This window comes from Devosia lacusdianchii (genome assembly GCF_022429625.1).
Classification (GTDB): domain Bacteria; phylum Pseudomonadota; class Alphaproteobacteria; order Rhizobiales; family Devosiaceae; genus Devosia; species Devosia lacusdianchii.
The window spans coordinates 1,042,218-1,067,936 of sequence record NZ_CP092483.1 but is presented as its reverse complement, the minus strand read 5'-3'; the positions used below and the strand labels follow the sequence as shown (position 1 = coordinate 1,067,936).

Genomic DNA, 25,719 nt, shown 5'->3' with positions numbered 1-25,719 from the left:
CGACATGGCATCCGACACCATCCTATCGGTCCGCGACCTCAAGACCTGGTTCGTGGGCAAGCGCCTCACCGCCAAAGCGGTCGATGGCGTCACCTTCGATCTCAAGCGCGGCAAGACGCTGGCGGTTGTCGGCGAGTCCGGGTCGGGCAAATCCGTCACCAGCCTCTCCGTCATGGGGCTCCTGGCCAAGCCTGGGCGGATCGTCAGCGGCGAGGCCCTGTTTCGGGATCGCGCCGGCAAAGTTCACGACCTGGCGCAGTTCTCCCCGAGGCAGTTTCGTGCCATCCGCGGCAACGAGATCGCCATGATCTTCCAGGAGCCGATGACCTCGCTCAATCCGCTCTACACCGTGGGCGACCAGATCGGCGAGATGATCGCGCTGCACACGCCGCTCAACCGCACCGACGCACGCGCCCGCGCACTCGAAATGCTCCGGCATGTTGAAATCCCCGACGCCGCGCGCCGTCTCGATGACTATCCGCATCAGATGTCGGGTGGCATGCGCCAGCGCGTCATGATCGCCATGGCGCTGAGCTGCAACCCATCGCTGCTGATTGCCGACGAGCCGACCACCGCGCTCGACGTTACCATCCAGGCGCAGATCCTCGACCTGCTGCAGCGCCTGCAGGCCCAGTTCGGCATGTCGATCCTGTTCATCACCCACAATCTGGGGGTGGTGGCCGAGATCGCCCATGACGTGGTGGTCATGTATGGCGGCCGCGTGGTCGAGCAGGCGCCGGTCAATAGTCTCTTCGCCCACCAGACCCACCCTTACACCAAGGGTCTGCTTGCCTGCACCCCCGATGCCACGCGCGATCTGGGCACCGATGGCGAGCGCCGGGCGCTCTACTCTATTCCGGGCTCGGTGCCCCCCATCACCAACCTGCCGCCCGGCTGCGCGTTCGAGCCGCGTTGCGCCATGGCAATCGAGGCTTGCCGCACCGCCCTGCCCGCGCTGGTCCCGGCGGGACCAGACACCTTTTCGCGCTGTCTACGGAGCCACGAGCTATGACCGATGACACCTTGCTCAGCGTCAAGAGCCTCACCAAGCGCTTCCCCGGCCGCAATGGCCGCATCGTCCACGCCGTTGAAAATGTGAGCTTCGACATCCGCCGCGGCACGACCGTTGGCCTGGTCGGCGAGAGCGGCTCGGGCAAGACCACCGTGGGCCGCTCCATCCTGCGGCTGGTCGAGCCGACCAGCGGCCAGGCCATTTTCGATGGCACCGATATTTTCGCGCTCAACCAGCGCGACATGCGGGCATGGCGCAAGCGGCTCCAGATCGTTTTTCAGGATCCCTATTCCAGCCTCAATCCACGCATGCGCATCGATGCCATTTTGGGCGAAGCCCTCGACGCGCGCGGCTATCCACGCGGCGCCGCGCGCCGGGATCGCATTGCCGAGTTGCTGACCCTTGTCGGGCTGGCGCCGGAATATGCGCGCCGCTACCCCCACGAATTCTCCGGCGGACAGCGGCAGCGCATCGGCATCGCCAGGGCGCTGGCGGTGGAGCCGGATTTCATCGTTGCCGACGAGCCCGTATCGGCCCTCGATGTTTCGGTGCAGGCGCAGGTGCTCAACCTGCTGGGCGAGCTCCAGCAGCGCTTGGGCCTCACCATGCTTTTCATCGCCCACGATCTCAGCGTGGTCGAATATCTCTGCGACGAAGTGGTGGTGATGTATTTGGGCCGCATCATGGAACGGGGTCCGTCGCGTCAGGTTTACGCCAAGCCGCGGCACCCCTACACCAAGGCGCTCCTCGCCACGGCCCCGGTTCCCGACCCCACCCGCAGGCGCACCCATGTGCCGCTGCAGGGCGACATTCCATCCCCGATCGACCCTCCGTCGGGCTGCGTCTTCCGTACCCGTTGCCCGGTGGCCATCGAGGCCTGCGCGCAAACCGTTCCACCCGCCGAGCATCTTGGCGCTAACCACCACGTCGCCTGCATCCGCCATGGCGAACTAGTCTGAGTTGGAGTTCTCCATGAGCATTTCCGAGCTTGCCAAGCGCCCGGATGCCACGCCTTACGATCGCCTTGCGGCCCTGGGCATCGTACTGCCCGCAGCACCCTCGCCGATCGCCAATTTCGTCACCCATGTTGCCGAGGGCAAGTTGCTGTTCCTCTCCGGCCAGGGGCCGACCGAGGCCGATGGGCGCCTTCATACCGGCAAGGTCGGTGGCGGGGTTTCGGTCGAGTCCGCCTATGCGCATGCGCGCCTCACCGGCATCAATCTCATCGCGGTCATGCAGGCCGCTTTGGGCGATCTCGGCCGGGTCCGCCGCATCGTCAAGCTGCTCGGCATGGTCAATGCCACGCCCGACTTTACCGACCACCCTGCCGTCATCGATGGCTGCTCGGACCTGATGCGTGACGTCTTCGGCAGCATCGGCATGCATGCGCGTTCGGCCGTGGGCTTCGGCTCGCTGCCCAATCAGATTACGGTCGAGATCGAAGCCGTCATCGCCTTTGACTGACCACGCCCAGGGGAGACAAGCAATGAACGATAAAGTGGCAGGCGACATTCGCGCCCAGTTGGGGCTGCGCCCCGTGATCAACGTGTCGGGCACCATGACATCGCTCGGTGCCTCCATTGTCGTGCCCGAAGCCGTGTCTGCCATCACGCGGGTGTTGTCCGAGTTCGTCGAAATGGGCGACCTGCACCGCCGCGCCAGCACCGCGATCGCCGAACTCACCGGCGCCGAGGCCGGCTTCGTCACCGCCTCCTGTTCCGCCGCGATCAGCCTGGCGGTCGCCGCCGCCATCACCGGCGACAACCTCTGGGCCATCGAGCAACTCCCCGACACCGGGACGCTCCGCAACGAGGTCCTCATCCAGACCGGCCACATGGTCAGCTACGGCGCGCCGGTGGAACAGGCCATTCGCATCGCCGGCGGCAAGGTCGTCCCGATCGGCCAGGCCACCAGCGCCCATGCCTATCAACTGGCCGGCGCCATCACCGAGCGGACGGTAGCCGCCGTCTTCGTCGTCTCCCACCATGTGGTCGACTACGCCCAAATCCCGCTCAAGACCTTCGCCGAAGTCTGCCACGCCAGGGGCGTCAAGGTCATCGTCGACGCAGCATCCGAGTATGACCTGCGCAAGTTCCTCGCCGATGGCGCCGACGTGGTGCTCTACTCCGGCCACAAGTTCCTGGGCGGCCCGACCTCGGGTATCTGCGCCGGCGACAAGGATTTCGTGCGCAACATCTACCTGCAGAACCGCGGCATCGGTCGCGGCATGAAGGTCGGCAAGGAAGGCATTGCCGGCGTCATCACCGCCCTCGAAGCCTGGAAGACCCGCGATCATGACGGCATCCGCGCCCGCGAGCGCGCCGCGCTCGATCTCTGGGTCGAAACGCTCGACGCCCGCCCGGGCGTCATCGCCAGGATCGTCCCGGACCCAACCGACAACCCGCTCGACCGTCTCAAGGTGGCCATCGATCCGGAGGCCGCCCGCATCACCGCCTGGGACCTCGCCAGCGCCATGGCCCGCGGCGATCGCCCGGTGATCGTCCGCGATCACGAGGCCGAACACGGCCACTTCTTCCTCGATCCCTGCAACCTCCACCCCGGCGAGGAAACCGTTGTCGCCCAGCGGCTGGTTGAGGAACTGGAGCGCGCTCAGCGTTCCAACGAGATGATCTTCACCCCGCTGGCCGAACGCTGGCTGGCGCAGGAAGCTGCAATATTGAACTGGCCCGACTGAAGGCTTAGATGGTCGTAACCATCTCGGTGGCCTGGAGCAGCATGTGAGCGACATCGAAACCACAGTGGAACCGACCCGCCGCTCGCGCACCAGCGGCATCGACCGGGCCCTGCAGATATTCGACCACCTGCAACGCGTCGAGCAGGCCTCCACGGCCTACGAAATCGCGCGCGGCATCGGCGCGCCACTCTCCACCATCTATGCCATAATCGATGACCTGGTGGATAAGGACCTGCTCAACCGCGACGCCAATGGCCTTATCTGGCTGGGACCGCGCCTCTACCACTATGGCCTGACCTACGCTCGCCACGTCGACCTGCTTGGCGCCGCCACCCAGGAGATGCACGAGCTTGCCCGGCTCTCCGGCGAAACCGTGCAGATCTGCGGTCGCGACCAGGACATGATGGTGGTGCTCGCCATGGAAGATGGGAGTGGCCACTTCAACGTCAGCTCCCGCGTCGGCAGCCGCAGCCCCCTAAACTGGACGGCTTCCGGTCGTCTGTTAGTGGGCCATCTGCCAGACGAGGAATTGCTGGGCATTTTCAAACGCTCGGCGCGTGTGTCTCCCACGGGCCGAGCCGAAACGGACCCGCTGGTGCTGGCCGACAACGCTCGCGAGGCACTAGCACAGGGATTTTCCATCCAGGCCGGCGAATCCGATTTCGCCGTAGCCTGCATCGCCGCGCCCATCCGCGACAACAGGGGTGCCTGTCACGCAACGATGTCCATCGTAGTCCCTGAATCCAAGGTCCACGCCGACCTCATCGCCTTGGTAAAAGACAGCGCCAAGCGAGTTGAAATGCGCCTCGGCTGGACGCATGGCTCATAATCGAGCCCCTGCGCGCCAGCCGCGTCGGCCCCAATTCTTCTAGAGAAGCAATTCCCGGCGCTTGTCCTGCAAGAGCCCGAGCATCGGGCCCTTCTCCTCTTGCTTAGTAGGTCGCGCGACCGCCTGAGAGGTCAAAAACAGAGGCGGTGGTAAAGCTGTTTTCGGCCGAAACCAGCCAGGCCACCATGTTGGCGGCCTCTTCCACCTCGAGGAACCGACCTCTCGGAATACGGCTCAGCATGTAGTCGATGAATTCAGGCTTGAGCTCGTCGAGAATGCGCGTCTTGGCCGTGGCGGGGGTAATGGCATTGATGGCGATATCGTATTTCGCGCATTCCTTGCCAACCGCCTTGGTCATGCCGACCACCCCGGCTTTGGCCGCTGCGTAGGCGGCCGCATTGGGATTGCCTTCCTTGGCCGCGACCGAGGCAATGTTGACGATGCGGCCATAATTGCGCGCCTTCATCCCCGGCAGCACGGCACGATTGACGTAGAAAGCGCCATTGAGATCGATGTCGATCACCCGCCGCCACTCGTCGAGGTCATACTCATCGAGCGGCGCATTCTTGCCGGCGATACCGGCCGAGTGGACCAGGATATCGAGACTGCCGAGCGTCTGCTCGACCCGGGCAGTGGCCGCCGCTACTGAGTCATAGTCGGCAACGTTGACCGTGACCGATGACGCGTTCGCGCCGAGTTCAGCCGTGGCGCTGGTCAGCAGTTCTGCATTCATGTCCCACAGGCTGACGCGCGCGCCCGAGGCCACCAGTCGCCGCGCGATAGCAAAGCCGATGCCCTGGGCGCCGCCGGTGATAACGGCCACTTTGCCGTTGAGGTCGATCTGGTTCATCAAAAATCTCCGGCCAATCAGGCGAATGGGGTGAGAAGGGAGCGGTCGGCAATCTCCATGCCGAAGCCGGGCGCGGCACTGACCCTGAGGCGGCCATTGGCTGGCAAATCCTCGCCGGTAAACAGCTTGCCGAAAATCGGGCGGATGGCGCGCCCATCCGGGCTCGCCGCCACATATTCGCAGACCGGGCTGCCCGGCTGGCTGGCGATGAACTGATAGGAATAGGGCCCCGAACCATGCGGAATAACCGGGATATCATAGGCCGCCGCCTGCGCTGCGATCTGCAGCAGGGCCGTCAGCCCGCCGACCCACATCACGTCGGGCTGCAGGATGTCTATCGTCCGGTCCTCGATCAGCCGGCGAAAACCGTAGCGGGTATATTCGTGCTCACCCGTGGTCCATTTGAGCTTTGGATGGGCCTGCTTGAGCAGCCGGAAACCCTCGATATCATCGGGGTGCAGCACCTCTTCCCACCAATAGATATCGAGATGGGCGCATGCTTCGGCGAGCCGGATCGCATAGGGCACCGTCAGCGACATATAGCAATCCACCATCAGCGGAAAGCCCGGCCCCACCTTGGCGCGCTGCGCTTCGAGGAAGGCGACATTCTTGCGCAAGCCGTCCTCGCCATCGAAATGGCTATGCGGCAACGGCACCTTGGCACCCCAGAAGCCGAGGTCTTTGACCGCATCCGGCGCTGGCCCGGTGCAGTAGAAGCTGATCTCGTTGTGGCACTGCCCACCGATAAGATTGTAAACCGGCTCCTCGCGCAACTTGCCGAGCAGATCCCACAGTGCCAGATCGACCACCGAAATGGTGGCAATCGGCAGCCCCTTGCGCCCATAGGGCATGGAGGCGCGGAACATCTGGTCCCACATCTTGGTGATGTTGCGCGCATCTTCGCCGACGAGGAAGCGCGCAAAATGGTTCTGGATCAACCAAGCCGCCGGATGCCCACCAAAGCCGGTCGCAACGCCAGTGACACCCGACGCAGTCTCGATCTCGACCACGATGGAGCCCATTACCCCAATACCCCAGGACGAGCGCGAGGCCTTGTAATTCTCGTAGCCCGACATCGGATTGGCGATCAGCGTATCGATCAGCCAGTGCCCTTTGCCCTGCTGGAAATAGTCGCCACCATCACCCTCGCTCTGAACGAGGGAAACGCGCACGGCCGTGATGGTGAAATCGGACATAGGGGCTCGGATCAGGGAAGGTGGAAAACCTGGACCAGATCGACTGCGGTGGGCGTGCCGTCGTCATTATAGTCCATCACATCGGCCATGAAGTCCCACCAGCGCCGGTTCGCGTCAGTCTTGGGCAGGTCGGCCATGGTGTGGTCGTCGGTACGGATCAGTGTTGCGAACAGGTAGTTTGTCTCCGGATCGTGCCAGATCGAATAATCCGAGACCCCGGCATCCTTCAGCGCCTTGGACAGCTCGGGCCAGATTTCGTCATGGCGCTTCTTGTATTCGGCGACCTTGTCGGGGTGCACCCGCATGCGGAAGGCGACGCGCTCGGCCATCAGGGCCTCCTATTGCAGATTGACGAACAGCCCGCCGTCGACGAGCAGCGAAGCGCCCGTGACGTAACCCGCCATGTCGGAGGCGAGGAACGCCACCACCTTGGCCACGTCCTCGGGCTGGCCAAAACGGCCCAGCGGAATGCGGTTATTGAGATAGGCCCGCTTGTCCGGATCGGACCAGTCGTCCTTGTTGATGTCGGTGGCGATTGCCCCCGGCATCACCGAATTGCAGCGAATGCCATAGGGCCCGAGCGCAATGGCCACCGACTGCATCAGCGAATGCACGCCCGCCTTGGTGGGGGTGTAATGCGTCTGCATCGCCCCGCCGACCAGCGCCGAAATGGACGACGTGGCGACAATGGCGCCGCCTTTCCCCTGATCCTTCATGCAATTGGCCGCTGCCTGCACAGCAAAGAACGCGCCATTGAGATTGGTGCCGACCACCTGCTGCAACAGCTCGGTCGGCATATCGAGAAAGCTGTGAAACGGACAGATACCGGCATTGGAGGCGAGAATATCGACGCCCCCGAACGCCTCGACCGCATGCTGCACCAGATCGCGGCTGACGCCAGGATCGGCAATATCGCCATTGACGGCAATCGCCCGGCGCCCCAGCGCCTCGACCTCGGCGACAACCTCATCGGCAGCGCTATCGCCACCCCGATCCGCCCCGGCAAAATAGTTGATGACCACATCGGCGCCCTGCCGCGCCAGCTCGGTGGCAATGCCGCGGCCAATGCCGCGCGATCCGCCGGTGACGATGGCCCGCTTACCCTCGAGCAGCATCTTGCGCCTGTCCCCCTGCCTGCATGGCGTCGAGCGTTGAATGGTGCACGCTGAGCAGATGCGCCTGCATGGCCGCTTCGGTGGCCGCCGCGTCGCCCGCCTCCAGCGCCGCCAGGATCACCCGATGCTCGGCCAGCGACCGCGCCAGCACACCCGGCGTCGCTGCCGCCACCCGGCGATATTCCATGCCCAGCACATAGAGCGAGTGCGAGATGGTGACGAGGAACGGATTACCGGTCGCCGCGGCAATGGTCTCGTGAAACTCCGTGTCGGACAGCCGGAACCCCAGCGCGTCCTCGGTCAGCCCCTCCTGCACCTTGACCAGTGCATGCAGGCTCGCAATCTGCGCCGGTTCGATCCGCTCCGCCGCCATGCGGGCGATCGAGCCGTCGATCATGCGGCGGCTCTCGTAGAGCGAGCTCAGGTTCTCGCTATCGAGCGTAATCAGGAACTGCAGCGGTCCCAACAGGTCCGATGCCTCCAGCGCCGTGACATAGATGCCCCCGCCCTGCCGCATGCTGAGCACGCCCAGAATCTGCAAGCCCCGCAGCGCTTCGCGCAGGCTGGGGCGGCTGACCTGCATATAGGTCGCCAGTTCCCGCTCCGGCGGCAATTGATCGCCGGGTTTGAGGCTCTTGGTCCGCACCATTTCGAGCAGTCGCTTGGCTACCTGCTCGGCAACCGAAGCGCGCTCGATGGGTGCGTAGGCGTTGATCGCGATCATTAATCACCCAAAGCACGGTTGCGCAGCTGGTCGAGACTGACAGCGAGCATCAGCACAACGCCACGCGTCACATCTTGCCAGAAGCTCGACACGTTGAGCAGTGTCAACCCGTTGTTGAGCGTCCCCAGGATCAGCACGGCCAGCAGCGTCCCCCACACGCTGCCGCGTCCGCCATTGAGGCTGGTGCCACCCAGGATGATCGCTGCGATCACCGTCAGCAATTGCGCCCCGGCCGCGTTGGGACCGGCGGCGCCGAGCATGGCGCCCAGAATAGTGCCACCCACCGCCCCGGCCAGCGCCGAAATGACATAGAGAATGATGACGGTGCGCTCGACCGGAATGCCGATCAGCCGCGCCGCTTCGGCATTGCCGCCCGCCGCATAGATGAAGCGGCCGAACTTGGTCTTGGTCATCAGCACCCAGAGACCGAAGAACGTCGCGACCATGATGATCAGCGGAATGGGAATGCCGATGACGCGCTGATTGCCGATCCAGTTGAAGCCCGGGATCATCAGCGGTCGCGTGCCACCGCCGGTTAGCACCAGCGCAATGCCCGAAACAATGCTCATCATGCCGAGCGTCGTGATCAGCGGATTGAGCTTCAGCCGCGTCGTGAACAGCCCGTTGACCACGCCGATCGACCCGGCAAGGACCAGCGCGATGAATACGGCGATCCATACCGGCACGCCCAGCCCGACCAGCAGCGCAATGACCACGCCCGTCAGCCCGGCAATCGCCGCCACCGACAGATCGAGCCCGCCGGCAATGATCAACGGCGTCCCTGCCGCCGCCATCAGCCCGATATAGGCGACGTTGAGCCCGATCTGCAGCAGGTTATTGGCATTGAGAAAGAACGGCGACAGCTGCGCGAACACCGCCAGCAACACCAGGTAGAAAACCAGCAGCATGACAACGCCCGACCAGGGCTTGCCCAAGAGGTCCATGAAGCGACGTTTGAATGAGGGTGTCGCAGTCTCGATGCTCGTGGCCATAACAGGTCCTTCAGGCGGCGCTGGGGCTGGGTTCGGCCGTGGCGGCCATCAAGGCGGCAGGTGTGCTGCCGCGTGGGAATTCTTCAACGAACCGTCCGCGATCGAGCACCAAAGCACGATCGCTGATGCCGGCTACTTCCTCGACATCCGACGAGAGGATGAGGATGGCATAGCCGCGACCGGTGAGTTCACGCAGCTTGGCGTAGATCTCGCGCCGGGCACCGATATCGACGCCGCGCGTCGGCTCTTCGAGGATGAGCAGCTTGACGCCATCGGCCATCCAGCGCGCCAGGCACACCTTCTGCTGATTGCCGCCCGACAGGGTGCGCAGTTTCTGCTCCGGTCCGCGCGTGCGGATGCTGAGATCGCGGATCCAGCCCTGGGCATGGTTGCGCTCGGCCTCTTCCGAAACGAACAGGCCCTGCGTGAACCGCCCCTGGAACGGCAGCGCGATATTCTCGCGCACGGTCAGGTCGGCGATGATGCCTTCATGCTTGCGCTCGGCGGCCACAAAGCCGATGCCATCCTGCTTGGCGCGTCCCGGCGTCGTCGGCCGATACGGCTTGCCATCGAGAAGTACGGTCGAATTGCGATCGCTATGCACCGCGCCGTAAAGCGCGCGGCCAAGCACCTCGACGCCCGAACCGACCAGCCCGAAAATCCCGACAATCTCGCCCGAGCGCACAGAGAACTGCACATTGTCGATCTTGCCGCGCACGCTGAAGCGCTCGACGCGCAAGACCTCGGTGCCCGGCGGTGGCGGCGCTTCGACCGGATAGAGATCGCCAGCCGTCTCGCCCAGCATGGCGGTCAGCACTTCGGCCTTGTTGGTTTGTGCGGTGACAAAGTCGCCGGCATTGCGCCCATCGCGCAGCACGACGATGCGATCAGAAATTTCGAAAACCTCGCTCATGTAATGCGAGATATAGACCACCGAGACCCGCTGCTCCTTGAGCCGGCGGATGATGGCAAACAGCATGCCCGCTTCCTGCTCGGTCAGCGCCGCCGTTGGCTCATCCATGATCAGAATGCGCGCCTGGCTGGCAATGGCGCGGGCAATCTCGACAATGCGCTGCTCGGCCACCGACAGGCGCTTGACGTCCTGCCGCGTATCGAGCGCTTCAAAGCCGAGCTGCGCCAGCAATTCGGTGGCGCGGATATGGATGGTCTTGTAATCGACCTGCGCAAAGCCGAAGCTCCGCTTCATCGGCAGTTCGCCCAGCAAAATATTCTCGCCCACGCTCATATCGGGCATGATCGAGATTTCCTGGGGCAAGAGCTTCACGCCGGCGGCGATGGCATCGGCCGGCTTGCCGAACATGACCGGCTGGCCATCGACCTCGACTGTGCCGCCATCGCGGCTATAGAGACCGGTCAAAATCTTGACCAAGGTCGATTTGCCGGCGCCGTTGGAGCCGAGCAAGGCAACCACTTCGCCCGCTTCGAGCGTCAGGTTCACATCGGTCAAAACGGCAACGCCGCCAAAGGACTTGCCGATGCCCCGCATGGCGAGACGAGAAGTGCTGGTCATGGTCAGTCCTGAGACACTTTCCTGTTCATCGATTGCACTACCTCTCCGCTGTCACCGGACGACACCTCCCCCTTGATGGGGAGGCTGGGAGGGGGTGTGAGAGCCACGATATTCGAGCTCCCATCCCCACCCTTGATCCCTCCCCACAAGGGGGAGGGTGTCGACTGCCTGGTCAGCTCAATCAACCACTGGCAAAAAACCGAGGCGGCGAACCGCCTCGGCAACACGTCAGTTGGTCGGGATCAGGTTGAGCGAATCCTGCAGCTCGGGGAGCTGGCGGATTTCGGCGAGGTGAGCCTGATAGGCTTCCTCGGGGAATTCGAAGGTGATGGCATCAGCTTCGGCCGCACAGGCGAAATCGCTGTAGAAGTCGCAAACATTGCCATCGGTGACCATGTAATGCGTCATCAGCACCGTATCGGGCACTTCCTTGCCAGCCAGCTCCATCAGCGTCAGCGGGATGAGGAAGTTGCCGTAGCGCTCGGGGAAGTAGCCGACCGAGGCGACGAATTCGGGTTCGTCGACCATGGTCTGCAACTCGTCGGCGCCCATGCCAACCACGATCAAATCGGCCTCGCGGCCGGCCTGCTTGACGGCGCGCAGCATGCCCGTGGCCGCCTGGTCGTTGATGGCTGTCACCATGATCGGCACGCCGGCCGGAATGCGCCCGATGACGTTGTTCATCTGGGTGAAGCTTTCCTCGAGCGTATTCTTGGTGTCGATCTTGATGACGTGATCGTCGGCAAAACCTTCGACCTCGGCCTTGAAACCGGCCACCTGGCCATTGGTGCGCATGGCCGGCACGGCGCCGGACTGCGGCAGTTCGCCGACGACGAAATAGCCTTCGAGAACCTTCTCAGCGCCGAATTTCTGTACGGCAGCCTGACCGAGATAGGCGCCGCCCATGAAGCCGGACTTCGGATTGTTGGCGCCAAAGAAGGTCGCGCCCGGCATCGGGATGTCGATGGCGATCACCTTGGTATTGGCATCGCCCATTTGCTGCATGATGGTGGCGCCGAAATTGGCGTCGGTCTGGAATTCGATGACGAAGTCCACATTGCGCTGCAGGAAACTCTGCGCATTGGCCAAAGCTGTGGCGCCGTCGAGGCGGTTGTCCACCACCTGCAGGTCGATACCCGCGGCCTCGGCATTGGCAATGATGCCCTCTTCCACTTTGAGGCAGAACGATACGTCGCGGGCCAGGTTGGCGAAGCCGATGGTCAGCTTTTCGCCATTGCGCGGCGCATTGGCGGCGATGGCATCGGTCACCATGGCGGCCAACTGCTCGGCGCTGACCATATTGCCATCGAAATTGGCCGGATCAAACCCGTGGAAGTCTTCGGCGAAGGCAGCGCCCGACATGAGCACTGTCGTGAGCCCGGCGAGGGCTGCCAGGCGCAAGCTATTCAATTTCATCTCTCTCTCCCATTTTTGGACAATTGGTCTGTCCAATTATCCGGACAATTGCATGCTCTTTTAGCGTGAGCAATATCAAATTGGTATTTTGGTCAGGCCAATTTTCGTTGACCGGCTTCGCCGCCCATCCTAGCTTTGTACAAAACGAGGAGGACTGTATGCAGGACGGGACCAACCCGCCGCTGAACATCTTGGCCTACGGCGATTCCAACACCTGGGGCGCCATTCCGCAGCCTTATCGCGGCGCAGGCGGACGCTTTGGCACGACGGAACGCTGGACCCGGATCATGGGCGCCGCGCTCGGTCCGCAGGTCGAAATCTTCGAGGAAGGCCTCAACGGCCGCACCACGTGCGTCGACGACCCGATCGAGGGCCCCATCCGCAATGGCGAGCGCTACCTGCCGATCGCCCTGACCACGCATATGCCGCTCGATCTTGTCATCATCATGCTGGGCACCAACGACCTCAAGACCCGTCTGAGCATGCAGGCCGGCGATATCGCCGACGGCGCCGGCAAGCTGGTCGATATCGTCAAGCGCTCCGGCACCGGTCGTGACGGCAGCCCAAGCGTCCTGCTGGTCGCCCCGGCGCCGCTCGCCAAACTCACATGGCTGGCGGACATGTTCGAAGGCGGCAGCGCCAAATCGCAGAAATTTGCCGCCGAATACGCCCGCGTCGCCAAGGCCCTTGGCGTTCCCTTTTTCGATGCCGGTACGTTCATCCAATCCAGCGACGACGACGGAATCCACCTCGACGCCGGGGCGCATCGCGCCCTTGGTCTGGCGCTGGCCGAGCGCGTCCAAACGATGTTGGGGCTTGCCGCTAATCAAGGCTAAGCTCCGCAACCAGCGCCTCGTTGACCTCGATCCCGAGGCCGGGACCCGTCGGCGCGGTAACGACGCCATTCTTGTGCCAGATCGGCTTGTCCACCAGGTCGGTCTGCACCGAAACCTTGAAGGGCTTGAGTTCGAACAGTCGGGCATTGGGAGAGGCCAAGGACAAATGCAGGCTTGCCGCCGTCAGGATCGCAGAGCTCCAGGCATGGGCATTGATGGTAATGCCCGCCTTGCCGCACGCCGCGTCGACCTTGTGAAAACCGGTAATCCCCTCGGCCCGCGATGGGTCGACGCCCAGAATATCCACCGTCCCGGTGTCGATCAGCCGCTGATAGCCGCTGACGGTGAACTCGCGCTCGCCCGAGCCGATGGGCAGATCGACCGCCGCCTTCAGCGCCCGATAATCGTCGATCTGGGTCGGGTAGAACGGCTCCTCGATCCAGCCGATATTGAACTCGGCCATGCGCCGTGTCGTATCGATGCCCATCTGCCGGTCCCAGCGCATGCCGTTGCCGATATCGACGACGATGTCATAATCGTCACCCACTGCCGCCCGCAAAGCGGCGACGAAAGCCACATCATTGTCCGGCCCGGCCTTGCCGATATCGGAAAGCCCGCGCTTGGCAAAGCCAAGCTTGCCGCCGGTAAACCCCTGCTCCTTGAAGCCGACCACCTCGGCCACGTTGAGCTCCCGCGTCGCCTTGTTGACGTGGTTGCAGGCATAGGCCGGCAGGCTCTCGTGCCGCTTGCCACCCAGCAGGTCATAGATGGGCTTGCCTTCGATCTTGCCCTGAATATCCCACAGCGCCATGTCGAGCGCCGAGTATGCAAAGCAGGCAATCCCGCCCTCGCCATACCACCAGGCATGCGCCCGCATCTTGTCCCAGGCTTCGGCAATGGTGATTTCCCCGGCATCCAGGAGCAGCGGCCCGAACCCTTCATCAACAAGCGTGCGCGTCGCCTTGCAGGCCTCGGGCCACATGGCGATGCCCTCGCCCCAGCCGACCACGCCATCCGAGGTCTCGACCCGCACCAGCACCGTGTAGCGCCAGTTGTGGTTGTCGTTGGTATCCTCGTAGCGGATCACGGTCGTGCGGATGCTGCCGATGCGCATCGTATGCTGTCCTCCAATTCCCACTTTCGGGGCGGACCCGTTGGCCGGGCTCGTCGTGCCGATCGATTGACTAGCACCGAAGCGCCTGCTACGTCAATAAGTGGTCAGACCACTTGGCCACTTGTGCAAGAAGACAGCAAGCATGCTGCCAGCGCATTGCGAGGAGAACACCAGCTTGCCTGTGAGTGATTTCAGCGGCGAAGCGCCTCTCAAGAAGGCCGGACTGACCGAGCTGCTGGTGGCCCGCATCCTCAGCCTCGTCACCACGGGCGAGCTCAAGCCCGGCGACCAGCTCCCCTCCGAACGCAAGCTCGCCGAAACCTTCGACGTTTCCCGCCCGACGCTGCGCGAGGCAATCCGCGCATTGGATGTGTTGGGCGTGGTGGAAGTTCGCCATGGCGGCGGCGCCTTCGTTTCCCAACTCGAAGCCAGCGACCTGCTCGGTCCCTTGACCTTCTTCCTCACCTTGCGCGCCAGCGAAGTCGAAAAACTCTATGATGCCCGCAGGTTAATCGAAGGCGAGATCGCCGCGCTGGCCGCCGCCCAGGCCACCCCGGCCGATTTCGACGCCCTGACGGACCTGGTTGATCTGCAGGACGCGGCCAAGCTGGAACCGGCAAAATACCGCGAGCTCGATACCGCTTTTCACCGCGGGCTGGCCGAACTCAGCGGCAACGACTTCCTCGCCCGCGCCGCCCAGAGCCTCAACATTCTCGGCCAGGAATTCCGCAAGACGGCGTCGGAAACGCCCAATGTGATCACCACCTCGATAACAGATCACCGCGCCATCATCGCCGCCCTGCGCGCCGGTGACGCCGAGGCCGCGCGCCTCGCCATGGCCACCCACATGAGCCACGTGCTCCAATCCACCCAAGCCTCCATGAGGGCAAAATGAGCGACAAACGCTGGGGCCTCGACAAGGTCACCGAAGCCGACATTCTGGCTGGCGGCTTCTCCACCCCCTGGGACGCCCCCTTCATCCCGCCCTTCCCCTTCACCTTTCGCAATGCCGAGGTGTTGACGGTGTTCTGGCGCACCGATGCGGCGGCGGCCGCTTTCCTTGCGCCGCCACCGGTCGAACCCACCGGCGATGTGGTCGCCATCCACATCTACAAGATGAACGACACGAGCTGGATCGGCCCCTATCACGAGGCCAATGTGATGTTTGGCGCCAAGCTCCCCAATGGCCGCAGCGGCGCCTATTCGCCCTATCTGTTCCTGTCCTCCGATGGCGGCGTCGCCCATGGCCGCGAGGTGCATGGCCAGCCCAAGAAGCTCGCCAATCCCTTCCTCGATTTTCGCGGCGACCTGATCGTCGGCGGCGTCGAGCGCAACGGCATCGACGTCATCACCGTCACCACGCCCTATAAGCAGCAACGGGCCGACCCGGCCGAAATCCGCGCCCATTTCGACTTCGGCACCAATCTCAATCTAAAGGCCATCAACCACATCGATGGCACGCCGGCGATCCGCCAGATCACCTCGCGCAAGCTCACCGACGTGGTCGTGCACGAATGCTGGCGCGGCCCGGCCACGGTCGAATTGCGGCCCAATGCCCAGGCGCCGATCTTCCGCCTGCCCGTGGTCGAGCCGCTGGAAGCCTTCTACTGGCGCGCCGATTTCACCCTCGTCACCGGCGAGATCGTCCACGATTATCTGGCAGGACAATGATGCGCGTCGTCGTCACCGATTACACCTTTCCCAGCCTCGACGCTGAAGCTGAGGCGGCTCGCGCCGCCGGCGCCGAGTTCGCCGCCTTCCAGTGCCGCACCGCTGAGGACGTGACCGCTGCTGTGGCCGGCGCCGACGTCGCCATCGTGCAATTCGCGCCGATGAGCCGCGCCGCCATTGCCGCCTTAGCACCCGGCGCCGCCGTGGTTCGCTACGGCATCGGCTTCGACAATATCGACATCGCCGCCGCCAATGATCAGGGCGTACCAACCGGTTACGTTCCCGACTATTGTCTCGACGAAGTCGCCGACCACACCACCGCGCTGATCCTGATGCACCTGCGCAAGATCGTGCCGCTTGACGCCAGCCTGCGCCGGGGCGAGTGGGCCGCCGTCAAGATCGCCAAGCCGCTACCCGCCTATGCCGATACGACGATCGGCTTTCTCGGGCTTGGCCAGATCGGCCGTTCAGTGCTGAAGCGCCTCGCGCCTTCAGGCTTCCGCTTCATCGTCGCCGATCCGATGCTCAACGCCGCCACCGCCGAAAGCCTCAACGTCCGCCGCGTCTCGCCCGACGACCTCATCACCCAGGCCGACGTGCTGAGCCTCCATGCTCCCGCCACCGCCGAAACCACTGGCTTCATCAATGCCGACCGTCTCGCCCGGATGAAACCCAATGCCGTCATCATCAACACCGCTCGCGGCGCGCTGATCGACGAGGCCGCACTGGCCGACGCGCTCAAGGCCGGCACGATCGCTGGAGCCGCCCTCGACGTGTTCGGCACCGAGCCCTTGCCGTCGAATTCGCCACTGCGCGACGCCCCCAATCTGACATTGACGCCCCACGCCGCCTGGTATTCCGAGCAGGCCATCACCCGATTGCAACAATTGGTGGCCGACGATATCGCCGCGCACCTGGCCGGACGGCCCCTGCGCAAACCCGTCCCCGGATCCATCGGCACGCAGGGAGGCAAGCCATGAGTGACAAGGTCAATATCGGCGTCATCGGCGCCGGCTGGTGGGCCACGCTGAGCCACATCCCGGCGCTGCTGGCCAATCCCAATGTCGGCACGCTGGCGGTCAATCGCCCCGATCAGGAAGGCCTCGACAAGGTCGCTGCCAGCTTCCCCGGCGTCAAACCCTACCGCGATGCCCAGGCCATGCTGGAGAGCGAACAGTTGCATGGCGTCGTGGTGGCCTCACCCCACACGCTGCACTTCCAGCATGCCCAGATGGCGCTCACGCGCGGCCTCCACACGCTGATCGAAAAGCCGATGGCGACCACGGCCGCCGACGCGCGCACCCTCGTCGACACCGCGCACGCCCACAAAGCCCAGATCGTCATGCCTTATGGCTGGAACTACAAGCCCATCGTCGAGACCGCCCATCGGCTGGTGGCCGAAGGCTGGATTGGCGACGTGCGCCATGTGGTGGCGCAGATGGCCTCGGCCCTGACCGACCTGTTCGGCGGCCAGCCCATGGCCGAAACGCAGGACCACCTGTTCCGCCCGCCCGCCTCGACCTGGGCCGATCCCAACAATTTCGGCGGCTATGGCTGGGGCCAGTTGACCCATGGCCTCGGCGCCCTGTTCCGCATTGTCGACCTCGACCCGGTCAAGGTCTTTGCCCGCACCGGCCTGTCCCCCGCCGGGGTCGATTTCTACGACGCCGCCGTGGTCGAACTCAGCAACGGCGCCACGGTCTCCCTGTCGGGTTCGGCCACCGTGCCCAAGGCGCGCGGTTATCAGATCGATATCCGCGTCTTTGGCACCGAGGGTATGTTGCTATTCGACATCGAGCGCGCCCGCGTCGAAGTCATTCGTCACGACGGCAAGACTCATATCGAAACGCTGCCCGATGACGCGGGCGGCTATGAGTCGATCGCCCCGATCACCCTGCTGGTCGATCTCTGCCGCGGCGCTCCTGCGACCAATCCGGCCGATGGCACGGTCGGCATGCGCTCGGCGGTTTTGCTCGACGCCATGTACCGCTCGGCCCATTCGGGGCGGATGGAGGACGTGCGATGATCCGTTTTTCGGTGACCTCGTGGTCCTTTCCACAACTGACGCTCGACGAAGTCGGCGGCCTCGCCAAAGTGCTCGGCATCGAAGGCGTCGACGTCGGCTATTTCTATCGCTCGGCACTCGACAAGCCGCGTCTCCTGGGCGAACCGGACCGCTACGCCGCCGAGATTCGCCAGCGCCTGCCGGTCGAGATCTCCAACCTCTATCACCTGTTCGGCAATGACACGGTCGAGCGCAACCTGGCCAATCCTGCCCATCGCGCGGAAAACCTCGTCGATTTCCGTCAGGCGCTCAAATTCTGCGTCGCCGCCGGGTCGCCGACCGTCTTCATCCTGCCCGGCGTCATCAACGGCGCCCAAAGCCGCTCACAGGCACTTACCGAAACGGTTGAATCCCTGAAGCCACTATTGGACGCTGCGGCGCAGGCCGGCATTACTGTCTGCATCGAGCCGCATGTCCATTCCTATCTCGAAAGCCCTTCCATCACGGCCGAGCTCTGCCAGCGCGCGCCCGGCGTCAAGCTGGCCATCGACTACGCCCATTTCGCCGTCTCCGGTTATAGACAGGAAGAGATCGACGCCCTGGCACCATGGTTTGGCCACGCTCATCTGCGGCAGGCCCGGCCCGGCGCCCTGCAGACGCGCCTCGACGAGGGCACACTCAATTTCCCCGCCATGTTCGCCACCTTCCGCGACGCTGGCTACCAAGGCTGGCTATCCAGCGAATATGTCCACCAGGGCTATTTCGACACCCTGCACCAGGACGTTCTGACGGAGACTGTAAAGATGCGTGACCTGTTCCGCGCCTGGAGCGCCGCATGAGCGCGATCATCGTCACCGGCGGCGCCGGCGGCATCGGCCGCGCCATTGCCCGTCGTCTCCATGCCGATGGGCACACCGTCGTCGTCGCCGATCGCGACGATGCGGCCGCCCGGGCCGCCGCCACCGACATCGGCTGCGACGCGCAGATGCTCGATATCGGCGACGAAGCCTCGGTCACCGCCGGCGTGCGCGCTATCGCCGACCGGCACGGCGGCCTCTATGGCCTCGTCAACAATGCCGGCATCCACATGCAATCGCTGGTGGTCGAAACCAGCGCCGACGACTGGGATCGCATCCACCGCGTCAATAGCCGCGGCACCTTCCTCATGTGCCGCGAAGCCGCGCGCATCATGGCGATGCAGGGTGACGGACGCATCGTCAACATCATCACCAAGCTCGGCTTCGGCAACCCATTCTCGTCGGTCTATATCGCTTCCAAGAATGCCATCTGGGGCCTCACTCAATGCCTTGCCATCGAAATGGCCACCAGCGGCGTCCGCGTGAACGGCATCGCCCCCGGCCATGTCGGCCCGGGCACCGGCATGGAAGCTGCCTTCCGCCGCAAGGCCGAAAAGCTGGGCAAGGAATGGTCGGAGTTCGAGGCCGAAGTGGTTTCCACCATCCCGCTGCACCGTTGGTGCACCCCCGACGATGTCGCCAATGGGGTCTCCTGGCTAATGGGGCCGGATACCGGCTTTATCACCGGTGAACTGATCAACATCACGGGCGGCTTCCAGGCCTATGCTGCAACACCTGCCGCCGAAACCGTCCGCGAAGCCGCCCAGCGCGGACCAACGAAATGAGCGCACTTGCCGGCAAGATCGTTCTCGTCACAGGCGCGAGGGCTGGACTGGGTGCTGCCATCGCCGAAGCTGCGGCAAGCTTCGGTGCGAAGGTCATCGTCGCGGGGCGACGCATCGAGGATTGCGCGCAGACAATTGCGACAATCACAAAGGCTGGCGGAACGGCCACAGGACTGGCACTCGATGTATCGGACCTGCCCGCTCTGCACGATCGAGCGGCCGCCGCCATCTCTGCCTTTGGGCGGTTGGATGTCCTCGTCAACAACGCGGCAACCATCGAGCCGATGGGACCAATTCCAGGCATTGACCCCATCGCCTTCGATCAAGCGATGCGCGTCAATGTCACCGGTCCCGCAGCGCTGACGGCGGCGCTATGGCCCCACCTCTCGCATGGCCGCGTCATCAACGTTGTTAGCGGAGCAGCCCTTCGCCCCTTGCCCGGCTGGGCCGCCTACTGCGCGTCCAAGGCGGCACTGCTGATGCTGACCCAATCCACCGCGCTCGAAGGAGCGAGCCAGAATCTCAAAGCATTCGCCTTCGCACCCGGACTGGTCGACACCAATATGCAAGCGGCCATACGTACGGCCAAGGTCAATCAAGTATCCGACGTACCACAAGCCGACCTACTGCCCCCCTCGGTACCAGCCAATGCGGTGGCCTGGCTCGCTGCCGGCTTTGGCGACGAGTTCTCAGGAACGTTTGTCGACATCCGCCAAGCCGGCCTGCTGGACCGCATCACAACCGATCTCCCGGTGCGGAACTAAGCGATCTCGCCTGCAGAATGTCGACGTCAATCTGTGCTTGGGTTAGCCCCGCTTGGCGGCGAAACGGTGACGGGTGTGACGGTGATGGACTGCGCGTTGGTTCCGCGATCGTCTACCAGGTCACAAGGCTGACGGTGGCTCAAAATGTCCTGGGGTTCTGCGGCAGGAGCATCAGGGCGGGTACGGTGGCGTTGGCCGGGCGGGTGAGCATGAACAGCAGGACCTCGCACCGCCGATAACGTGGAAGCCCTGCTCGATCTGCGCGAGAGCACGTAATACTCTCCCTCGCGGCAGTGCAGGGGCGACCTGGCTGCCCCTGCACTTTGCAATTAGCTGTTCAGTCCCGATGGACGGGTCCTGTGCAGGAAGAGAAGTCCGGCTAGTAATGTAGTTTCACGTCCGAGACCGGCGGCAAGTCATGGCAACCCCTCAATCCATCCGATACCTCAATGCATTGCGGGCTCTCAACGTGCTGTCCCGCGGCGGCGGCATGAGCCGGGCCGACCTGGCACGCGCGCTGGGCGGGGCGGTTTTGATGCACCAACGCATGCTCTCGGTCGACGATAAAGTCCTTCACCCCGGCGAACAGGGCGTTGCCGGAGCGACCGGTACGCGAACCCTGTCATCCTCTTTTCCGAAAGGCAGCAACCGCTTTGATCAAAGTTGTGACCATTGGCGAGATCGTCGTCGAGATCATGGCCGTCGCGCCGGGCAACGGCTTTCGCGAAGCCATCGCGTTGGTTGGGCCCTACCCTTCGGGCGCCCCGGCCATTTTTATCGACCAGATGGCCAAACAAGGTCAGCCCTGCGCCATGATCAGTTGTGTAGGCAATGACGATTTCGGCTGGCTCAATATCGAGCGGCTCAAGCAGGACGGCGTCGATGTCTCGGCGATCCGGGTCCATGAGGATGCGGTGACCGGCAGCGCGTTCGTACGCTACCGTGGGGATGGACAGCGCGACTTCGTGTTCAACATCAAGCACAGCGCCAATGGACAGATCGGTCTGACCTCTGAGGCGAGAGCGGTCATCGCTTCGGCGGGGCATCTGCATGTCATGGGATCGTCACTCGTGTCAGCGGGTATTATCGAGGCCGTGCTGTTCGCACTCGGCGAAGTCAAGGCGCGCGGCGGCACAGTGTCGTTCGACCCCAATATTCGCAAGGAAATGCTGGAGTTTACTGGGTTACGCGCGGCGCTGCATAAGGTGCTGGCGCAAACGGACCTGTTCATGCCGAGCGGGGCAGAGGTGCTGCTTTTCTCCGACGCAATCACCGAAGAAACCGCCGCCAGGGACATTCTGGCCCGGGGGGTTCGTGCTGTCGTGCTCAAGCAGGGCGCGGCCGGTGCACGCTATGTTGACGGCACGAAAGACCTCTCGGTACCAGCCTTCTCGGTCGAAGAGATCGACCCGACCGGGGCCGGGGATGCCTTTGGCGCAACATTCCTTGCGGGGTGGCTGGCCGGACTGGACGCAGAGACAAACCTGCGCCGCGCCAACGGCGCCGGGGCTTTGGCGGTAGGCCGCAAGGGACCGATGGAGGGGACCTCAACTCGCGCCGAACTCGATGCATTTCTTGCCCGCCAGGTGCAAGCATGAGCACCGCCATGCTATTGGACCTGCCCCGGCAACACCGTGCAGGCGAGCGTGTCGGCATCGTCTCAATCTGTTCGGCGCATCCTCTGGTAGTCGAGAGCGCGCTGCTCGCCGGTCGCGAGAACCGGCATGCTGTGCTCATCGAGGCGACCTGCAATCAGGTCAACCAGGATGGTGGCTATACCGGGATGACCCCGCTCGACTTTCGCCAATTCGTGGAGGCAATCGCGGCGAAGGTCGGTTTCGATACCGGCAAGCTGATCCTGGGCGGCGACCATCTCGGTCCCAATCCCTGGAAGCATTTGCCAGCCGACGAGGCGATGGAAAAATCGCGGGTGATGATCGCAGCTTTTGCTGCGGCCGGCTTCACCAAGCTGCATCTCGATACCAGCATGGGCTGCGCGGCGGAGCCTGTCGCCTTGCCGGATGACGTGACGGCCGAACGGGCGGCGTTTCTGGCGCAAGCCGCCGAAAGTGCCTTGCCCGCCGGCGGTGAAAAGCCGGTCTATATCATCGGCACCGAAGTGCCCGTTCCCGGTGGTGCGCTGGAAGCTCTCGATCACCTGCAGGTCACCAAGCCCGCCGCTGCCTTGGATACGATCGAAGTGCACCGCAGGGCGTTCGCAGCACGCGGGCTTAGTGATCCATTCTCCCGCGTGGTCGGCGTTGTGGTGCAGCCGGGCGTCGAATTCGGCAATGAGGATGTGGTGGTCTATGAACCCGCCAAGGCGCGAGCCCTGAGCGACGTCTTGCAGCAGGCACCACAGTTCGTCTTCGAGGCCCATTCAACCGACTACCAGCCCGAAACCGCGCTCTCGGCCCTGGTTGCAGATGGCTTTTCCATCCTCAAGGTCGGCCCGGCCCTCACTTTCGCCCTACGCGAAGCAATTTATGGGCTCGATCAGGTTGCAGTCGCGCTGGGCGTGCTATCCCCGCGACAGACGGTGGCTCTGGCCATGGAGGAGCTGATGCTGCGCGAACCGCAGCATTGGCAGAAATATTACCACGGCGGTGATGCTGCTCTGCGGGTGCAGCGCCATTTCAGTTATTCGGACCGCATCAGATATTATTGGCCGCATCCGGATGCCGTTTCTGCCGTCAACCGTCTGATGGCAGCCTTGGGGAGCAGCACCATTCCAATGCCGCTGATCAGCCAGTTCCTCGGCAACCTGCACAGCGCCGTAGCAATCGATGGTCACGCGACCGATGCGCGGTCACTGCTGCTGCTGGCGATCCGGCAGCAAATCGACTTGTACGCCCGATCTGCCAGGACCTTAGCGCACGGCAATTCCTGATGTCAGGCCACCATCGATGCGGTGATCTGCCCCGGTGATGAAAGCGGCGCGATGGGACGCGAGGAAGGCGGCCAGTTCGGCCACTTCCTCGGGCTCGCCAATGCGGCCCAGGGGATGGGCTGCCCCGTAGCGGGCGAAAGCGGCGTCTATATCGGCGTCGGGGTCGTTGAGCCTGGCGGCCCGAGCGAGGATCGGCGTGCGGATCGAGCCGGGGCTGATGGAATTGACGCGGATGTGGTCGCCAGCGAAATCGAGGGCCATGGCGCGGGTCATCGCATGGATGGCGCCTTTGGATGCCACGTAGGCCGCCACGTTTTGCTGGCAGGCATGGCCTTGAACGCTTGAGATATTGACGATGCTGCCGCCGCCGCGCTGGCGTAGATGGGGCACGCCGAAATGGGCGGTGAGATGGATCGAACCCACGTTGACGGCGAGGCAATGGGCAAAGGTGGCGGGGTCGGTGGTCACACAGTCACCATACGGATGAACGGCAGCGGAATTGATAATAACGTCGAGGCCGCCGAAGCGGGCGACGGTGTCGGCGATGGCCGCTTCGACGTCATCAGGGACCGATACGTCGGTGAGGCGCACGGCGATATAGCCATCGGCGGTCAGGGCGGCATTACCCGCGATGTCGATCCCCAGAGCCATGACTTTTGCGCCCTCAGCGGCGAGCTTGAGGGCGATGGCGCGACCGATGCCGGTGGTGCCGGTGACCAATGCGACCTTGCCAGCGAAGTCAGCCATGTGATGCTCCCTTGGTAGTTCCGGCGCGGATCAGGTCAGCGCCCTTTTCAGCGATGCAGTAAGTGGCGGCCACGGTATTGGCCGAGACAATGGTGGGCATAATCGAGGCGTCGATGACTCGCAGGCCCTCTACACCATGCACCCGAAGTGTGGCGGGGTCGACGACCGCGTCGGGACCGGTGCCCATGGCGCAGGTGCCGACCGGGTGGAAGAGCGTGCCGACAGTGCGGCGGATGAAGGCATCGAGCGCGCCATCACTTTGCTCGTCGGGGCCCGGATCGACTTCGCGATCGAGATGCGGCCGGAACGGCGACTGCGCAATAATGTTGCGGGCGATGCGGACGCCGGCGCGTAGGGCGTCCATGGTGCTGTCGCCGCGAAAGAAGTTGTAGAGTATGGACGGCTTTTCGGCGGGATCAGCACTTTTCAGTTGCAGGCGCCCGACGCTGCCGGGGCGAAGCTGGCAGACATGCATGAGAAAGCCGTGGCCGGTGAAACCGCCAGCATTTTGGGTATTGCCAATGGCGGTGCAGAAGAACAGCTGGATGTCGGGACGACTTTGGCCGGGGACGGTGGAGACGAAGGCGCCGCCTTCGCCAGTGGTGGAAGCGAAGAGGCCGCGACGGCGGAATAGCCAATCGAGGACGTGGAGGACATTGCGCGGCAAAGCGCGCCAGGAAATGCCGTAGGGCGCCGTCGATTTGGCGCGGTATTCCAGCGTGACGTCGAGATGGTCCTGCAGGTTCTCGCCGACACCGGGCAGGTGCTGGACCATTTCGATGCCGTGGCGTCGCAATTGCGCCGCGTCGCCGATGCCCGAAAGCATGAGCAGATGCGGCGAGACGAAGGAGCCGGCCGAGAGGATGACTTCGCCGGCGGCGATGGTGCCCTGCCCTGTCGCGCTGGTCCAGGCAATGCCGGTGGCGCGTTTGCCGTCCATCAGGATTCTGGTGACCTTGCGATCGCTCAGGACATGCAGATTGGGCCTATGACGCACCGGATCGAGATAGGCGCCTTCGGCGGTGACGCGCTGACCGTTGCGCTGGGTGAAGGTATAGAGACCGGCGCCGGCCTGGGTGGCGCCATTGAAATCAGGGTTGAGTTTCAGGCCGGCCAATCGGGCAGCTTCGAGGTAGAGGCGGGCCAGGGGATTGACGCTTCGCAGAGGTGCAATGTTGAGCGGACCATCGATGCCGTGAAACTGGGGATCGATCTGGTCAGCCAGCGGCCTGCCGGCGAAATCCATTTTGCCTGTCGTGGGATCGACCAGCGCTTCGAAGCGTTCGAGCTTGCGGAAATAGGGCAGCAGATCATCATATCCCCAGCCGGTATTGCCGAGGTCGCGCCAGTGGTCGAAATCCTCGCGTTGGCCACGGATATAGATCTGGCCGTTGACATTGGTGCTGCCGCCCATGCCCCGACCGCGGGGCAGCGCGATCTGCCGGCCCTGCAGGCCGGGTTCGGGCTCGGTCTCGAACCACGACATGAATTTGGGCCCACCAAGAAAGGCCAGCGCCGGAGCCATGAAAGTGACCATGGCAAGCGGAATGCGGACGATGGCCTTGCGAGCATTGCGATCCGGACCAGCTTCGACCAGGGCGACCTGGATGTCGGGATCTTCGGAGAGCCGGTTGGCGAGAACGCAGCCGGCGGCGCCACCGCCGACAATGACGTAGTCGTAGCGGTCCAT

The 25,719-nt window shown here is 63.8% G+C and carries 26 protein-coding genes; 15 read left to right on the top strand and 11 right to left on the bottom strand.

The window, feature by feature from the left end; genetic code table 11:
* Nucleotides 1–4 precede the first annotated feature (4 nt).
* The 5 genes from MF606_RS05215 to MF606_RS05195 are packed head-to-tail and all read left to right on the top strand — an operon-like array spanning nt 5 to nt 4,536.
* A complete protein-coding gene (locus MF606_RS05215) occupies nt 5–1,012 on the top strand; it encodes an ABC transporter ATP-binding protein (RefSeq protein WP_240233788.1) in 1,008 nt (335 codons plus the stop codon).
* Nucleotides 1,009–1,971 (top strand): ABC transporter ATP-binding protein, encoded by a 963-nt coding sequence (locus tag MF606_RS05210; protein WP_240232684.1) that lies wholly within the window; start codon nt 1,009–1,011, stop codon nt 1,969–1,971. The genes MF606_RS05215 and MF606_RS05210 overlap by 4 nt, the downstream gene beginning before the upstream one ends.
* A gap of 13 nt (nt 1,972–1,984) precedes the next feature.
* Entirely contained in the window at nt 1,985–2,476 is a 492-nt protein-coding gene (locus tag MF606_RS05205) for a RidA family protein (RefSeq protein WP_240232682.1), read from the top strand.
* A 22-nt stretch (nt 2,477–2,498) separates the two neighbouring features.
* Nucleotides 2,499–3,707 carry an aminotransferase class V-fold PLP-dependent enzyme gene (locus tag MF606_RS05200; protein ID WP_240232680.1) on the top strand — a complete coding sequence of 403 codons (1,209 nt, stop codon included), beginning with the start codon at nt 2,499–2,501 and terminating at the stop codon, nt 3,705–3,707.
* Between the two features lie 43 nt (nt 3,708–3,750).
* On the top strand, nt 3,751–4,536 hold the full coding sequence (locus MF606_RS05195; protein WP_240232678.1) for an IclR family transcriptional regulator: 786 nt from the start codon (nt 3,751–3,753) through the stop codon (nt 4,534–4,536).
* 103 nt (nt 4,537–4,639) lie between these two features.
* On the opposite strand, the gene MF606_RS05190 is transcribed toward MF606_RS05195, so the two are convergent.
* From MF606_RS05190 to MF606_RS05155, 8 genes are all read right to left on the bottom strand, one after another.
* Nucleotides 4,640–5,386, bottom strand: a complete 747-nt coding sequence (locus MF606_RS05190; RefSeq protein WP_240232675.1) for an SDR family NAD(P)-dependent oxidoreductase — start codon at nt 5,384–5,386, stop codon at nt 4,640–4,642.
* 17 nt (nt 5,387–5,403) lie between these two features.
* On the bottom strand, nt 5,404–6,582 hold the full coding sequence (rhmD, locus tag MF606_RS05185) for an L-rhamnonate dehydratase (RefSeq protein WP_240232672.1): 1,179 nt from the start codon (nt 6,580–6,582) through the stop codon (nt 5,404–5,406).
* A gap of 11 nt (nt 6,583–6,593) precedes the next feature.
* A complete protein-coding gene (rhaM, locus tag MF606_RS05180; RefSeq protein ID WP_240232670.1) occupies nt 6,594–6,911 on the bottom strand; it encodes an L-rhamnose mutarotase in 318 nt (105 codons plus the stop codon).
* A 9-nt stretch (nt 6,912–6,920) separates the two neighbouring features.
* Entirely contained in the window at nt 6,921–7,697 is a 777-nt protein-coding gene (locus tag MF606_RS05175) for an L-rhamnose 1-dehydrogenase Lra1 (RefSeq protein ID WP_240232668.1), read from the bottom strand.
* A complete protein-coding gene (locus MF606_RS05170) occupies nt 7,681–8,421 on the bottom strand; it encodes a FadR/GntR family transcriptional regulator (RefSeq protein WP_240232666.1) in 741 nt (246 codons plus the stop codon). Before MF606_RS05170 ends, MF606_RS05175 begins: the two co-directional genes overlap by 17 nt.
* Entirely contained in the window at nt 8,421–9,413 is a 993-nt protein-coding gene (locus MF606_RS05165; protein ID WP_240232664.1) for an ABC transporter permease, read from the bottom strand. Before MF606_RS05165 ends, MF606_RS05170 begins: the two co-directional genes overlap by 1 nt.
* A gap of 10 nt (nt 9,414–9,423) precedes the next feature.
* Complete coding sequence (locus tag MF606_RS05160; protein WP_240232662.1) at nt 9,424–10,944, bottom strand: sugar ABC transporter ATP-binding protein; 1,521 nt, start codon at nt 10,942–10,944, stop codon at nt 9,424–9,426.
* Nucleotides 10,945–11,172: 228 nt separating this feature from the next.
* The gene (locus tag MF606_RS05155) at nt 11,173–12,360 is read right to left on the bottom strand and encodes a sugar ABC transporter substrate-binding protein (RefSeq protein ID WP_240232660.1); all 1,188 of its coding nucleotides are present in this window, start codon (nt 12,358–12,360) and stop codon (nt 11,173–11,175) included.
* Nucleotides 12,361–12,518: 158 nt separating this feature from the next.
* Between MF606_RS05155 and MF606_RS05150 the strand changes: the two genes are divergently transcribed.
* On the top strand, nt 12,519–13,196 hold the full coding sequence (locus MF606_RS05150; protein ID WP_240232652.1) for an SGNH/GDSL hydrolase family protein: 678 nt from the start codon (nt 12,519–12,521) through the stop codon (nt 13,194–13,196).
* Here MF606_RS05150 and MF606_RS05145 read toward each other — a convergent pair.
* Entirely contained in the window at nt 13,183–14,310 is a 1,128-nt protein-coding gene (locus MF606_RS05145; RefSeq protein WP_240232650.1) for a mandelate racemase/muconate lactonizing enzyme family protein, read from the bottom strand. The genes MF606_RS05150 and MF606_RS05145 overlap by 14 nt on opposite strands.
* A gap of 142 nt (nt 14,311–14,452) precedes the next feature.
* On the opposite strand from MF606_RS05145, the gene MF606_RS05135 reads away from it, so the two are divergent.
* From MF606_RS05135 to MF606_RS05095, 9 genes are all read left to right on the top strand, one after another.
* Nucleotides 14,453–15,205, top strand: coding sequence for a FadR/GntR family transcriptional regulator (locus tag MF606_RS05135; RefSeq protein ID WP_275693126.1), 753 nt, complete (start codon nt 14,453–14,455; stop codon nt 15,203–15,205).
* Nucleotides 15,202–15,981: an acetoacetate decarboxylase family protein gene (locus MF606_RS05130; RefSeq protein WP_240232648.1), complete on the top strand. Its 780-nt coding sequence runs from the start codon at nt 15,202–15,204 to the stop codon at nt 15,979–15,981. The genes MF606_RS05135 and MF606_RS05130 overlap by 4 nt, the downstream gene beginning before the upstream one ends.
* Nucleotides 15,981–16,961, top strand: a complete 981-nt coding sequence (locus tag MF606_RS05125; protein WP_240232640.1) for a C-terminal binding protein — start codon at nt 15,981–15,983, stop codon at nt 16,959–16,961. Before MF606_RS05130 ends, MF606_RS05125 begins: the two co-directional genes overlap by 1 nt.
* Nucleotides 16,958–18,007 carry a Gfo/Idh/MocA family protein gene (locus MF606_RS05120; protein WP_240232633.1) on the top strand — a complete coding sequence of 350 codons (1,050 nt, stop codon included), beginning with the start codon at nt 16,958–16,960 and terminating at the stop codon, nt 18,005–18,007. The genes MF606_RS05125 and MF606_RS05120 overlap by 4 nt, the downstream gene beginning before the upstream one ends.
* Entirely contained in the window at nt 18,004–18,825 is an 822-nt protein-coding gene (locus tag MF606_RS05115) for a sugar phosphate isomerase/epimerase family protein (RefSeq protein ID WP_240232631.1), read from the top strand. Before MF606_RS05120 ends, MF606_RS05115 begins: the two co-directional genes overlap by 4 nt.
* Complete coding sequence (locus tag MF606_RS05110; protein WP_240232629.1) at nt 18,822–19,628, top strand: SDR family NAD(P)-dependent oxidoreductase; 807 nt, start codon at nt 18,822–18,824, stop codon at nt 19,626–19,628. Before MF606_RS05115 ends, MF606_RS05110 begins: the two co-directional genes overlap by 4 nt.
* The gene (locus tag MF606_RS05105) at nt 19,625–20,392 is read left to right on the top strand and encodes an SDR family NAD(P)-dependent oxidoreductase (protein ID WP_240232627.1); all 768 of its coding nucleotides are present in this window, start codon (nt 19,625–19,627) and stop codon (nt 20,390–20,392) included. Before MF606_RS05110 ends, MF606_RS05105 begins: the two co-directional genes overlap by 4 nt.
* A gap of 653 nt (nt 20,393–21,045) precedes the next feature.
* Nucleotides 21,046–21,990, top strand: a complete 945-nt coding sequence (locus MF606_RS05100; protein ID WP_240232625.1) for a tagatose kinase — start codon at nt 21,046–21,048, stop codon at nt 21,988–21,990.
* Nucleotides 21,987–23,282 (top strand): D-tagatose-bisphosphate aldolase, class II, non-catalytic subunit, encoded by a 1,296-nt coding sequence (locus MF606_RS05095; protein ID WP_240232623.1) that lies wholly within the window; start codon nt 21,987–21,989, stop codon nt 23,280–23,282. The genes MF606_RS05100 and MF606_RS05095 overlap by 4 nt, the downstream gene beginning before the upstream one ends.
* Here the strand turns inward: MF606_RS05095 and MF606_RS05090 are convergent.
* Together MF606_RS05090 and MF606_RS05085 are read right to left on the bottom strand one after the other, a co-directional pair.
* Nucleotides 23,262–24,029: an SDR family NAD(P)-dependent oxidoreductase gene (locus MF606_RS05090; protein ID WP_240232615.1), complete on the bottom strand. Its 768-nt coding sequence runs from the start codon at nt 24,027–24,029 to the stop codon at nt 23,262–23,264. The genes MF606_RS05095 and MF606_RS05090 overlap by 21 nt on opposite strands.
* The gene (locus MF606_RS05085) at nt 24,022–25,719 is read right to left on the bottom strand and encodes a GMC family oxidoreductase (protein WP_240232609.1); all 1,698 of its coding nucleotides are present in this window, start codon (nt 25,717–25,719) and stop codon (nt 24,022–24,024) included. Before MF606_RS05085 ends, MF606_RS05090 begins: the two co-directional genes overlap by 8 nt.

Bases quoted from the DNA above. Each gene is read 5' to 3' on its own strand.
- MF606_RS05110 (WP_240232629.1), top strand. From the start codon at position 18,822: ATGAGCGCGATCATCGTCACCGGCGGCGCCGGCGGCATCGGCCGCGCC.
- MF606_RS05215 (WP_240233788.1), top strand. From the start codon at position 5: ATGGCATCCGACACCATCCTATCGGTCCGCGACCTCAAGACCTGGTTC.
- MF606_RS05170 (WP_240232666.1), bottom strand. From the start codon at position 8,421: ATGATCGCGATCAACGCCTACGCACCCATCGAGCGCGCTTCGGTTGCC.
- rhaM (WP_240232670.1), bottom strand. From the start codon at position 6,911: ATGGCCGAGCGCGTCGCCTTCCGCATGCGGGTGCACCCCGACAAGGTC.
- MF606_RS05205 (WP_240232682.1), top strand. From the start codon at position 1,985: ATGAGCATTTCCGAGCTTGCCAAGCGCCCGGATGCCACGCCTTACGAT.
- MF606_RS05115 (WP_240232631.1), top strand. From the start codon at position 18,004: ATGATCCGTTTTTCGGTGACCTCGTGGTCCTTTCCACAACTGACGCTC.
- MF606_RS05090 (WP_240232615.1), bottom strand. From the start codon at position 24,029: ATGGCTGACTTCGCTGGCAAGGTCGCATTGGTCACCGGCACCACCGGC.
- MF606_RS05145 (WP_240232650.1), bottom strand. From the start codon at position 14,310: ATGCGCATCGGCAGCATCCGCACGACCGTGATCCGCTACGAGGATACC.
- MF606_RS05165 (WP_240232664.1), bottom strand. From the start codon at position 9,413: ATGGCCACGAGCATCGAGACTGCGACACCCTCATTCAAACGTCGCTTC.
- MF606_RS05120 (WP_240232633.1), top strand. From the start codon at position 16,958: ATGAGTGACAAGGTCAATATCGGCGTCATCGGCGCCGGCTGGTGGGCC.
- rhmD (WP_240232672.1), bottom strand. From the start codon at position 6,582: ATGTCCGATTTCACCATCACGGCCGTGCGCGTTTCCCTCGTTCAGAGC.
- MF606_RS05130 (WP_240232648.1), top strand. From the start codon at position 15,202: ATGAGCGACAAACGCTGGGGCCTCGACAAGGTCACCGAAGCCGACATT.
- MF606_RS05150 (WP_240232652.1), top strand. From the start codon at position 12,519: ATGCAGGACGGGACCAACCCGCCGCTGAACATCTTGGCCTACGGCGAT.
- MF606_RS05095 (WP_240232623.1), top strand. From the start codon at position 21,987: ATGAGCACCGCCATGCTATTGGACCTGCCCCGGCAACACCGTGCAGGC.
- MF606_RS05155 (WP_240232660.1), bottom strand. From the start codon at position 12,360: ATGAAATTGAATAGCTTGCGCCTGGCAGCCCTCGCCGGGCTCACGACA.
- MF606_RS05085 (WP_240232609.1), bottom strand. From the start codon at position 25,719: ATGGACCGCTACGACTACGTCATTGTCGGCGGTGGCGCCGCCGGCTGC.
- MF606_RS05160 (WP_240232662.1), bottom strand. From the start codon at position 10,944: ATGACCAGCACTTCTCGTCTCGCCATGCGGGGCATCGGCAAGTCCTTT.
- MF606_RS05105 (WP_240232627.1), top strand. From the start codon at position 19,625: ATGAGCGCACTTGCCGGCAAGATCGTTCTCGTCACAGGCGCGAGGGCT.
- MF606_RS05190 (WP_240232675.1), bottom strand. From the start codon at position 5,386: ATGAACCAGATCGACCTCAACGGCAAAGTGGCCGTTATCACCGGCGGC.
- MF606_RS05125 (WP_240232640.1), top strand. From the start codon at position 15,981: ATGCGCGTCGTCGTCACCGATTACACCTTTCCCAGCCTCGACGCTGAA.
- MF606_RS05135 (WP_275693126.1), top strand. From the start codon at position 14,453: ATGCTGCCAGCGCATTGCGAGGAGAACACCAGCTTGCCTGTGAGTGAT.
- MF606_RS05175 (WP_240232668.1), bottom strand. From the start codon at position 7,697: ATGCTGCTCGAGGGTAAGCGGGCCATCGTCACCGGCGGATCGCGCGGC.
- MF606_RS05200 (WP_240232680.1), top strand. From the start codon at position 2,499: ATGAACGATAAAGTGGCAGGCGACATTCGCGCCCAGTTGGGGCTGCGC.
- MF606_RS05210 (WP_240232684.1), top strand. From the start codon at position 1,009: ATGACCGATGACACCTTGCTCAGCGTCAAGAGCCTCACCAAGCGCTTC.